Origin of the sequence: Dendronalium sp. ChiSLP03b (genome assembly GCF_034531165.2) — a bacterium.
GTDB classification, from domain to species: Bacteria; Cyanobacteriota; Cyanobacteriia; order Cyanobacteriales; family Nostocaceae; genus Dendronalium; species Dendronalium minutum.
Genome location: NZ_JAVRBR020000012.1, coordinates 1 through 12073, shown reverse-complemented (window position 1 = coordinate 12073; position 12073 = coordinate 1). Strand labels below are relative to the sequence as shown.

6 protein-coding genes and 2 pseudogenes are annotated in these 12073 nt (G+C 42.5%); 5 read left to right on the top strand and 3 right to left on the bottom strand.

Annotated features, from left to right (window positions below):
• Nucleotides 1-440 precede the first annotated feature (440 nt).
• Nucleotides 441-690: pseudogene (locus tag RMY31_RS02170) on the bottom strand (cobalamin/Fe(3+)-siderophore ABC transporter ATP-binding protein); the annotation flags it as partial.
• Nucleotides 686-867 (bottom strand): annotated as a pseudogene (locus RMY31_RS02165) (iron chelate uptake ABC transporter family permease subunit); the annotation flags it as partial. The pseudogenes RMY31_RS02165 and RMY31_RS02170, both read right to left, overlap by 5 nt.
• 218 nt (nucleotides 868-1085) lie before the next feature.
• On the opposite strand from RMY31_RS02165, the gene RMY31_RS02160 reads away from it, so the two are divergent.
• The 4 genes from RMY31_RS02160 to RMY31_RS02145 all read left to right on the top strand — a co-directional run bounded on the left by RMY31_RS02160 (nucleotide 1086) and on the right by RMY31_RS02145 (nucleotide 8554).
• Nucleotides 1086-4379, top strand: coding sequence for an aminotransferase class I/II-fold pyridoxal phosphate-dependent enzyme (locus RMY31_RS02160; RefSeq protein WP_322658979.1), 3294 nt, complete (start codon nucleotides 1086-1088; stop codon nucleotides 4377-4379).
• A complete protein-coding gene (locus RMY31_RS02155; protein WP_322658962.1) occupies nucleotides 4372-5202 on the top strand; it encodes an SDR family oxidoreductase in 831 nt (276 codons plus the stop codon). The genes RMY31_RS02160 and RMY31_RS02155 overlap by 8 nt, the downstream gene beginning before the upstream one ends.
• Before the next feature lie 125 nt (nucleotides 5203-5327).
• Nucleotides 5328-6509, top strand: coding sequence for a low temperature requirement protein A (locus RMY31_RS02150; protein WP_322658963.1), 1182 nt, complete (start codon nucleotides 5328-5330; stop codon nucleotides 6507-6509).
• Nucleotides 6510-6766: 257 nt separating this feature from the next.
• Nucleotides 6767-8554, top strand: a complete 1788-nt coding sequence (locus RMY31_RS02145) for an ABC transporter ATP-binding protein (RefSeq protein WP_322658964.1) — start codon at nucleotides 6767-6769, stop codon at nucleotides 8552-8554.
• A gap of 161 nt (nucleotides 8555-8715) precedes the next feature.
• Here the strand turns inward: RMY31_RS02145 and RMY31_RS02140 are convergent, their stop codons facing one another.
• Nucleotides 8716-9657: a hypothetical protein gene (locus RMY31_RS02140; protein WP_322658965.1), complete on the bottom strand. Its 942-nt coding sequence runs from the start codon at nucleotides 9655-9657 to the stop codon at nucleotides 8716-8718.
• Nucleotides 9658-10513: 856 nt separating this feature from the next.
• Here RMY31_RS02140 and RMY31_RS02135 point away from each other — a divergent pair.
• On the top strand, nucleotides 10514-11029 hold the full coding sequence (locus tag RMY31_RS02135; RefSeq protein WP_322658966.1) for an N-acetyltransferase family protein: 516 nt from the start codon (nucleotides 10514-10516) through the stop codon (nucleotides 11027-11029).
• The last annotated feature ends 1044 nt before the right edge of the window (nucleotides 11030-12073 follow it).

Below are 12073 nucleotides of genomic sequence, written 5' to 3'. Positions count from 1 at the left end.
TGCGCTCTTGTAAATGGGCTTTGTTTTCTTGTTACGTCCGGTTTGGCGATCGCAACTATTTACGAACGAATATCTGTAATTGCCGCTCGACATATTAATGATAAAACTCGAAAAGTTTCCCTCTGAAAAGCTTGAGTGTAAAGCTCTGCCAAGGAGATGGTAAAAGACTGCGAAAAACAGTCAACTGTACCCTGCTAATAAACATTACGGTTTTAAGGAATAAACAATCAAAAAGCTTTGTTGGTCTTACAGCCTTTTCCAGCTAAATAGACCATGCAGTGGGATACGACATTGCCGTGCCCCTAAAATAAGTTGTGGTTTAATTACCAGAAAATAGCCGTAAAGCAGCTAAGGTATTTAACCAACTCTTTGTAAGATTAGCAGTTAATAAGGGATAAATGATAGTTTTTCTCAAAAAAAATTTAAATTGGCGAACTCAGCATAATTAAGATAGATGTATATTGTGCCAACACCATAGCAATCCAAGCTCTTTATCATTGTCTACGATAAAGTATCTAGCGATCGCTCTGCCAAATTTAGTAAATCTGTAGTTAAGGGCACTTATTGCATAAGCTTCTCATCTTGAATTACCCACTGCTGCAACTAATTTTGATAAGGATAACGCCCTTGTACCACCAAATCTCGTACTGTTAACCCTTGCAGCGCTACTGACCCTTGAGGCAAATACCCAGTAGGGAACGACTAAGCCGATAAAGTCAATTGGCCCTGCTAGAGATACTGAACTTTCCGCCAGTAAAACGATGCTGATGGCAGTAATTATTTTGACTCAACCTGTTTACCTAAGCCTTTGGCTACATCTTCACCGAGACTCATAGTGGTAATTTGTCTACCAAGGGTAAAAGCTAAACTTGACGCTAAATTACCATTCAGGTATAAACAGTGCTAACGTGTATCTTTGCTCTCTTCACAAAAATGAATTAGACACTGAGATTGAAGCGTTCACCTTTTTGTGAGAAAATGCAGGCGCACTCTGATATCTTTCATTTGAAAAGCTTTTCCCAACTGCGGGTGTCAGAGCCTGTTGCGGTTTCTGTAAGCAGCGATACCCAGTTGTTAAAGTGACTATGACAATCGTAGACTCCGGTATTAAATCTGATTTCCTAGTTCCGGGAAAAACACTGATAGATTTGCTACACCAACGAGTGAAGCAGCAGCCGCATCACGAAGCTTACATATTTCTTCAAGATGGTGAAATAGAAACTAACCGTCTAACTTACCAGGAGTTGGAATCTCAAGTAAAGGCGATCGCAGCTCATCTCCAATCCCTCGGTTCGCCAGGAGATAGAGCGTTGCTACTTTACCCACCTGGATTAGACTTTATCGCAGGCTTTTTCGCCTGTCTCTATGCGGGTATTGTTGCCGTTCCCGCCTATCCACCCAAACGCAATCAAAAACTATCTCGATTGCAAGCGATTGTTCGAGATGCTCGGGCTACCTTATTATTAACCACCGCAGAGATGTTCCAAGTAATTGAGCAATATGGAACAAACGAACCGACATTTAAACAGTTGCATTGGATTTTAAGCGATCGCATCGCAACCCCTGCTCGTGACTTCATCCCTATAACGGTAGAATCCAATAGCCTAGCATTACTACAGTACACCTCTGGTTCAACTGGTACTCCCAAGGGTGTAATGGTTTCCCACGGAAATTTGATGCACAACTGCACTGCTATCCTGCAATTCTTAGGGAAAACCCCCAATGTTGGATTCTCTTGGTTACCGCCCTACCATGATATGGGATTAATCGGAGGCATACTTCAACCTGTGTCTGGGGGATTTACTGGAATATTCATGCCACCGATGGCATTCCTGCAAAACCCGATGCGTTGGCTCAAGGGAATCTCAACTTACAAAGCTACGGTGAGTGGAGGGCCCAACTTTGCCTACGATCTCTGCGTGCAGAATATTAAGTCAGAGCAATTAGAGAACCTCGACCTCAGCAGTTGGGAAATTGCCCTCAATGGTGCCGAACCGATTCGATCTGAAACTATAGAGTCCTTTACCAAGCTATTTTCGCCCTACGGATTTCGCCTTAGTAGCTTTCAAACCTGCTATGGAATGGCAGAGACGACCCTGCTAGTAACTGGAGTGAAGAAAGCAGAAGTACCAACGATTAAGGTTTGCGATACCAAGGCTTTAGAGCAAAACCAAGTAGTTAGCTGCACCGCAACCGATGTTGATAGAGACCAGCGGAAACTGGTTAGTTGCGGTCATCCCTGGCTCAATCAAACCGTAGCGATCGTCGATCCAGTTTCGTTAACTGAGTGTGAAACAGGACAGGTAGGAGAAATCTGGGTTGCTGGTGAGAGTGTGGCACAGGGATATTGGAATCGAGCCGAGGAAACTCAGAAAACATTTGGCGCTTACTTTGCTGATTCAGGAGAGGGACCGTTTTTGCGAACTGGAGATTTAGGGTTTTGGCAGGATGAAGCAGGGTTATTTGTTACGGGTCGTCTCAAAGATTTATTGGTGATTCGAGGACGGAATCATTATCCTCAAGACATTGAACAAACAGTGGAAACTAGTCACCCAGGGTTAGGCTTTCACAGTAGTGCAGCCTTTACTGTGGAGATAGATGGAAGCGATCGCCTGATTGTTGTTTGTGAAGTCAAGCGAACTTATTTACGAAATTTAGATGCCAAGGAAGTTGTAAAAACAATTCGCCAGTCAGTCTTGAGGGAACACGAACTACAAGTTTATCGAGTCTTGCTGCTAAAACCCGGAACTCTTCCCAAAACTTCCAGTGGCAAGATTCAACGCTTTGCCTGTCGTGAGAATTTCTTGACAGGTAATTTGTTATTAGTAACTTCAGAACCGCCAGATACTCAACCCATTCATCTAAACGAGTATCCCCAGCAGTATAGTGTCGAGTCAATTCAAAATTGGATATGCCAATGGTTAGCTGCAAAATTGAATATTCCCATACAATCCATTGACCAACAGGAATCTTTTGAAACCTATGGTTTGGATTCTATGCAAGTGGCACAATTCATCCAAGACTTGCAGGCTTGGTCGGGGTATTTGGCGAACATTTCTACACTGCAAACATTTGGGGCGATCGCCACTTTTGCACAATATTTAGCTCAAGAACTCGCTCGCCAGAATAACCAGCCTTTGACTGAGATTCCACCTGAATACTATCAATTTGAGTGCTTTCCAGAATACGCACAACTCCAGCAACGATTAACCCACATTCAAACTCTGGAAATTCCCAATCCTTATTTTCAGATGCAGGAATCCCTAACTAGGGATTGTACTCAGGTTCGGGGACATACGCTGATTAATTATTCAACCTATAATTATTTGGGTTTGTCTGGAGATCCGGCAGTTTCAGCAGCAGCCAAAGATGCGATCGACCGCTATGGGACATCGGTCGGTGCTAGCCGTTTGGCATCAGGCGAACGGCTTCTACATCGAGAACTAGAACAAGAAATCGCAGAGTTTATTGGCGTGGAAGACTGCATTGTTTATGTCAGCGGTCATGCAACCAATGTCACTACCATTGGACACTTGTTTAATTCCCAGGATTTAATTTTTTACGATGCCTTGAGTCACAATAGTATTTTGCAGGGCTGTTCTTTGTCTGGAGCCAAAGCCATACCTTTTCCTCATAATGATTGGCAAGCCTTAGATGAAATGCTGCAAGACCAACGTCAGCATTATCGGCGAGTTCTCATTGTCATTGAAGGCATTTACAGCATGGATGGGGATATCCCGGACTTGCCCCGATTTATTGAGCTGAAGCAACAGCACAAAGCTTTACTGATGGTAGACGAAGCCCATTCCATTGGCGTACTGGGCCAGCAGGGGCGAGGTATTAGCGAGTTTTTTGGCGTGCAGCCAGCCGATGTGGATTTGTGGATGGGAACTCTCAGTAAAGCTTTTGCCAGTTGTGGGGGATATATTGCTGGGTCTAAAGCCTTGGTGAATTATTTAAAATACACTGCCCCTGGTTTTGTTTACAGTGTGGGATTATCCCCCGCCAATACTGCCGCCGCCTTAGCAGCCTTGCGTTTACTCAAGGCCGATCCCACACGAGTGAAAACCTTGCACCAGCGATCGCAACACTTTTTGACACTGGCTAAAGCTAAGGGTTGGAATACAGCCACAAGCCAAAATTCTCCGATTATTCCGATTGTGTTGGGGAATTCTTTAACCTGTATCCAGCTTTCTCATATTCTCTTCCAAGCAGGCATCAACGTTCAACCAATCATTTATCCAGCTGTAGCCAATCATGCCGCACGCCTGCGATTTTTTATTAGTAGTCTGCATACAAAAGAACAGATTAACGCCACGATCGCAGCCTTGGCAATTGCATTTACCCAAGTACCCCATGTAGATGCTGAGAATGTATAAACATGCAATTATTACTGGTGGTTCCAGTGGTATTGGTAAAGCGATCGCTAAACTTCTGGTTCAATCTGGTAGCAGTATCTCTATCATTGCTCGCACTCAGACCAAACTCGACTCTACCAAAGCAGAACTCGAAACCCTGAAAATTCATCCCAATCAGCAAATATTAGCCATTTTTGCAGATGTATCTGAACGCGAACAGATAGAAAGTGCGATCGCATCCGCCATTATGCAGCTAGGTGTGCCTGATTTATTGATTACCTCTGCTGGTATTGCTCATCCAGGGTATTTTGCCGAACTACCTGTGGCGATCTTTGAACAAACAATGGCGATTAATTACTTTGGAACCCTTTATTGTATTAAGGCTGCCTTACCCAGCATGATCCAGCAGAGAAAAGGTCATATTGTCGCGATTTCTTCGGGAGCCGGATTGATTGGTTTGTATGGTTATACACCTTATAGTCCCAGTAAATTTGCAGTGCGAGGATTGGCTGAGTCGCTACGGGGCGAACTCAAAACCGCAGGTATCGACATTTCCATTGTTTACCCACCAGATACCGATACACCTCAATTGGTAGCTGAAAATAAAACTAAGCCGCTGGAAACAAAACTGATTACACAATCAGCCCAAACCATGACGGCAGAGAAAGTCGCCTTTGACATCTTACTAGGAATCAAACGAAAAGCATTTGTAATTACACCAGGAATAGAAATGTCTTTACTGATGCGATTCCACAGTCTGTTTGCTCCCATACTGCAATGGTATTTTGACCGTATTGTAAGGCGATCGCGCCACATCAAGGAACCCAATAATAATAATGCTTAAAAAGTGAAGTATGTTGCGATCGCTACTTTGCCTAGTTGAGCAAAACCTAGCATTTATCAGGCTTAGGTTTAATATGTGAGTAATTATCGTATCTTAGTAATTATTTATTACTAATAACTATCAATATGACCAATTTTCTGCAACCCCCAAGGTTACGTATTGGTGAAGATAGCGAAGAAGAACGACACGCCACTTGGCTAGAGCTTTTTTATGATTTGGTATTTGTAGTTGCAGTTTCTCAACTCGCGCATAATCTCGCAGGGGACATCTCCCTCTCAGGATGGTTTGGGTTTGTAGTTTTATTTATACCCATTTGGTGGTCATGGATTGGCACAACACTATATGCCAACCGTTTTGATAGCGATGACACGATCCGGCGGTTGCTTGTTGGTTTACACATGCTGACGGCGGCTGCAATGGCAATTAACGTTCACCACGGTTTGGGTGAAAGTTCTCCAGGTTTTGCAGTGTCCTATGCACTCGGTCGGGCTGTGCTGGTCGTTGAATACATTCGTGCGGGGATACACATTCCAACTGCGCGTCCTTTGACTAGTCGCTACGCCACAGGTTTTGCGATCGCTGCCTCTTTTTGGTTAATATCAGCATTTATACCCGTTCCCTGGCGATTCGTACTTTGGGGATTGGGAATTATCATTGACTTTGCAACACCGCTAATCTCACGCAAATTCCAGATAGGATTACTCCCCCACGCTTCCCACTTACCAGAACGTTTCGGGCTGTTTACCATGATTGTTTTGGGCGAGGCAATTATCGCGGTGGTTAATGGTGTCTCGGAGCAAAAATGGGATGTTTTAACTGTAACTTCCGCGGTGTTTGGTCTAATTATTGCCTTTAGCTTATGGTGGGTCTATTTTGATAACCTAGGTGGTACACCTATTCAGCAAGCACGGACACATGGACGAGTTGGTCTTGTCAATCTCTGGCTTTACACCCATTTACCGCTGGTCATCGGGATTGCTGCTGCTGGAGTTGGCGTAGAACAAATCTTGTTGAGCAAGCCAACCTTAGTACTAAGCGATCCTCAGCGATGGCTCATCTGCGGCTCAGTCGCATTATGCTTACTAGCTATTGGTATTCTCCACAAATTTGGAGTGATTCGCTACTGCAAAATTCGTTCCAAGTATCGATTTGCAGGGGCTGGCGTGCTGCTGTTGATTGCTATCTTTGGCAAAGGTTTGTTACCCGTTTTCGTTATTGCCCTTGTAGCCGTAGTTTCATCCGTGCAAGTCGTTCAAGATTTGTATCAGAGTCGCCCCACTACCCGCTTGGTCGATCCGGAGATTTAGTTAGAAAGCAGGGGCAGAGAGGCAGAGGGAGATGAGGAAGAAATAATAACTATTTTTGCCTATTCCCTATTCCCTCCCTACACAAGTATGTTCCGCAATCAAACCGGATTCCTATAGTTCGGGCATCATTGGGCTAATGGTTAATTATAATTAACCCATATTCCCCTATCCCCTGGAACAGCTACTTTTGCTAATCTGATAGACTATCCTAAATTTGAATTTATAGAAGCTGGTAGCTCAGGGCTGATAACTAAACTATGAGTAAAGCCTTATTTTGTATCGAAAATCTGCGAGTTGCCTATCCTCAGCGAAGTGGGGAAGAGCCAAGCTGGGCGGTTGATGATGTGTCTTTCACCTTGCAACCCGGTGAAAGAATGGGATTGGTAGGAGAATCTGGTTGTGGTAAGTCAACTTTAGGGCGAGCGGCAATGCGCTTGTTACCAGCCTCTAGTCGGGTTGAGGGACGGGTGACATTTCAGGGACAATCGGTGTTTGATTTAACACCACCTCAGTTACGGAAATTTCGGGGAGAAGCAGTGGCGCTGATTTTTCAAGATCCGATGACGCGCCTCGATCCGTTGATGACGATTGGTAAGCATTGCATCGAAACCTTACAAGCGCACTCACCGCAATTATCAACGCGGGAAGCAAAAGCAAAAGCACTTGCCACTTTAGAAAAAGTGAAGATTCCTGCTAGTCGTTGGAATCAGTATCCTCACGAGTTTAGCGGTGGGATGCGACAACGGGTAGCGATCGCTCTAGCTTTACTTTTGGGGCCGAAGTTAATCGTCGCTGATGAACCCACCACCAGCTTGGATGTTACCGTTTCCGCGCAGATATTGCAAGAATTAACTCGACTGTGCAGTCAAGAAAATATGGCGCTGTTGCTGATTTCTCACGATTTGGCAATGGTGGCGGAGTATTGCGATCGCATTGGCGTGATGTATGACGGCAAGATGGTGGAAATGGGTTTTACACAATCTGTATTTAGGCAACCACAGCACGAATACACGCGATCGCTCTTACAAGCAGCTTTGCACATTCAAGCAGTAGAAGGGACTGGGGACTGGGGACTGGGGACTAGGGACGCGGGACTAGGGAGCCAGTCGCGTGAGGTGAGCAGTTCGTTGGGCAGCTTCAGCGACTTGGAGGAACGACGAACCCGAAGCGAGGTTCCCTCCATTGAGCGAACTGGCGTGACTGAGGATAATTCTCTCTCGATACTCAATCCTCAATCGCCAATCTTGCGCGTCACAGAACTGAAGCAGCATTACACCATAGAACCAAACTTTATCGAAAGACTGTTTAAGGGGCAAAGTCAAACAATTAAAGCAGTGGATGGCATTAACCTAGAACTGTATCCTGGGGAAATTTTGGGATTAGTCGGGGAGTCAGGCTGCGGTAAAAGTACGCTGTCACGGACAATCTTACAACTGATTCGTCCTACTGCTGGCAAAGTCGAGTTTTTAGGAAAAGATTTAACTAAGCTGTCGCGTCAAGAAATTCGTTTTTCACGCCGACAAATGCAAATGGTTTTTCAAGACCCCCATGCTTGTCTAAATCCAGCTATGACAGTGGGGCAAAGTATCGCTGACCCTTTATTTATCCACAATCTGGCTGATTCAGCCAAAGCCAAACAAGAGGTTTTATGGATGCTCCAGAAAGTGGGATTAACACCGCCAGAAGTTTATTATGAGCGTTATCCATCAGATTTGTCTGGGGGACAGCAGCAAAGAGTTGCGATCGCGCGTGCTTTAATTACTCGTCCGAAACTTCTGATTTGTGATGAACCAGTGAGTATGTTAGATGCTAGCGTGCAGTCGCAAGTGCTGGATCTAATGTTGCAGTTAAAGGAAGAGTTTGAGTTAACGTATTTGTTTATCACTCATGACCTTTGGTTAGCGAGATTTTTGTGCGATCGGATTGCTGTGATGAATGGCGGCAAAATTGTAGAACTAGGCCCTACAAAACAGATTTTTGCCAATCCCCAACATCCTTACACCAAAACCTTACTAGCTGCCGCTCCCTTACTTGCACGGGCATAAATAAAGTAGGATGTAACAAGAGGATGGGCAGAGGGGCGGAGGGGAAAAGACTATAGACAAATTACTCTTTATTCCCCTATCTTCTCTGCTCCCTATTGCCCGCCAACCCCAGAGGGGACCCCGAAGCCCCCCATCCCCATCCTCTTGTTGCCTCCTGCCTCCTAACTCCCCATCAATTTAGTTTTTTCTGTGCCTGCACCATATAACTCAACGAACCTTTTAAAAAGTAAAGTGCTTGCGTGATTTGAAAACTTATTTAATTTAAATAAACGCTCTATATTTGTCTCAGCCAGATTCCGCAGATAAGGCAAATCTTCAAAGAGCGTCAAACAAGCCGCAAAATGCAACAGTATTTGCAGTAAAGGTTTGGGCCAGTTTAGGTCACTGTAAATCTCGATAAAGAACTGATGCTCCTTCTCTGTTAATGGTAAGGCATGAAAGATAACAATTATTCTTTTGTTATCGTAGACTGGAATACTCAGTTCAACAGTATAAGGATTATGTAATATCAAATCCACTTCAACAATTGGTTGTCTCCAAATTCTCAGAGGATTTACTGGAGAATCTAAAATTGTTTGAAATTTAATAATTCCACCAATGCTTGTTGGCTGGAAATAGCTGACATTCAAAATTTTTAATCTATTCAAGCTGAAACTGTGAACTGTTTCTAAGTGCTTTAAATTCAAGAGGTGGTAGATTTGACAAAGATAAGGAAAAGGTAAAATATACTCCTGGCTAATCATATGTCGCTTTTTCAACTCATATTTACCTGCTTGAGTTGGACAGAGACATCCTTGATTTAAGCTGGAATCAAAACCATTATTCAAACTATCGTTTGGTTTCAAATACAACCAACTGAGAAAAAAGAAGGAGGCTGTGAAAAGCTGGAAAACTTCTATGGGAGATATGTAACCATCAGTGAATGCAGCCATACTCCTGTCGGTTAATCCAAAAAGCCAGGATGGAATACCTATAAACCAAACACCAGTTTTAAATCTATTTATAAATAAAGATATTTCTAATTCTATAGATGTATTCCTAACTGGATTTTGCCCTGGGGTTTCTTCGAGCAACTGATTATTTTTCACTATATTGCTAGACATAAAAGCTCAAACATAAATCTTCATAACTATCTTGATGGTAAGTAATCTGAATGGAATCACCCTCTACCTTTAGCTGTATCTAAAAGTTGCGATCGCCTATAACTAAAAAATAAATATATATTGTAATTATCGTTACGAAATATTATTTAGATTCTGTATGATTTTGATAGTTAACTTGTACATCAAACTTGTGGCTATGGGATTTGATTCTCTTGTACCAGACTAAAACATGAAAAGCGTTCCCAAATCTGGCAGCCAGAAGAGTTCCAAAAACTAGCTGAACTCAATCCCACAAAAGATGTATATACATAGTACGAACAAAAAAGATTTATTCTTTTCCATCTCATACTTTTAGGTTAAAGAGAAAAGCTTCGCCTTGGGCAAAGAGGAAAAGAATTAAATAACCTTCCTTTCCCTGTAATAAGTAATCGGACAGAATTAATTACACAATGTCATTGCGAGTGCAACGAAGTGAAACGAAGCAATCGCAAGGGTTTGGGATTGCTTCACTTTGTTCGCAATGACAGTAAATATTTTTGTCCAGCTACTTATCAAGTCCGGCTAACTAGTTATATTATAATTCCCGAATCTATGCACAAAGCCCAAAAACCCTTCCCCTTTTGCCCCTGAAGCCTCTTTGCTCCTCTGCGGTCTTTTAACCGGACACGATATCATTAGGCTGACTCATAGCAATCCTACCAGAACAGCATCTGTGAGCAATTAAGCGAAGAAAAGTATGTTGCTTTACCAATCCTTTGTCAAGCACCTGTGATAATTGCAGTAGGGTATAGAATTACTAACCCGAACGCTGTATTATTTTTAGATATTTTTTCAATTTTTCTCCTAAACGGCAGCGATGATTATCCGTCATGCAACTGAAACTGATTTGCCTGCCATTGTGGCAATTTACAATGCTGCCGTTCCCAGCCGCATGGCAACTGCTGATTTAGATCCAGTATCTGTGGAAAGCCGCCTTGCTTGGTTTTATGGGCGATCGCCTTCACAACGCCCACTTTGGGTAATCGAATTGGAGGGAGTAATTGCTGGGTGGCTCAGTTTTCAAACATTCTATGGGCGACCAGCCTACAGTACAACTGCCGAAATTAGTATTTACATTGCCCCAGCTTTTCATCGGCGTAGTTTGGGAAGGCAACTTCTAGCGCAAGCAATTCAAGAAAGTCCTAGATTGGGTTTAAAAACCTTAGTAGGATTCATTTTTGCTCACAATCAGCCCAGTTTAAAACTTTTTGAAACGTTTGGTTTTCAAGCCTGGGGACATTTGCCTAGAGTCGGAGAACTTGACGGTGTGGAACGGGACTTAATCATCATGGGACTCAGAGTTAGTGAACCTAATGCATCTTGCACACCATAAACCCTAAGACGAAAAATCCTATGCAAACGCCACTGAGAAAGAAAAAGGCTTAGCACTTAACTAAGCCTCTAAAGATCCTAGTGCTTAAGCAGACATCCCAAATTAATTTAGACCTAATTTGCTGAAAATTCATCTTCCTGTAGATGTGTCCAAATATTTTTATGAATTATTCAAAGCTACCTAATCTCTTATGAAGAAAAGGCTTGGTTGCTCCAAGCCCCTGTAATATACCAAGCATTTACTACACCAAGATTAATGTAGACGTACTCTTACTTTAGTTCATCCTCCTATAGGAACTGTGCAAATAGTCTGGCAACTGATAAGAAAACATTTTATTACTTACAAAAAAAGGTTTGGTCATGAACCAAACCTAGATAATTGCTGTGCTTAACAACGTACTACATTAATCTAGACTGACTTTTTTGACAGTTCATCTTCCTTTAGTATGTGTCCAAACCTCTTGAAAACTGGTAAGTCATTTTTTATTTCAGAGAGTAACTATTGACTCAAATATAAGTATAAAAATATATAAATACAAAACTCTTATTTGATTTTTGAAATAACTCAGTACACATCTATTCCCTTGTTTGCTCCCTATGCAAGTAATTTTAGGAATAAAATCGGATTGCTATATTATCTCAAACATATAAAAAAGGCTTGAGCAACAGCTAAGCCTTTATATACCAGGTGTTTACCATATCTTGTTAATTTATACCTAATTCTATAGGAGTTCATCTACCTAGCAGGTGTGTACAAATATCATATTTTATGATAAGCCTCAAATAAGTACAGCGATCGCAAACAGTTTGGCATCTCCTTTGCTTTTAATATTTTCCCTTTAAGATACCCGAAAAGCTTTTCGTTAGGGGCGAAATTATTCTGATATTGGAAGTAACCCTGTTCTGTCACTCTCGGAAAACAATAATCGAAGCAAGATTCTGAAACTTTGATTGAGTCAAGCTTTGAGCCTTTATTTTCTAACAGTAACTAAAATTTATAGCCAAAACTTAGAAATTAAAGCCTCGAAAGGCTTTCAGCGATTGG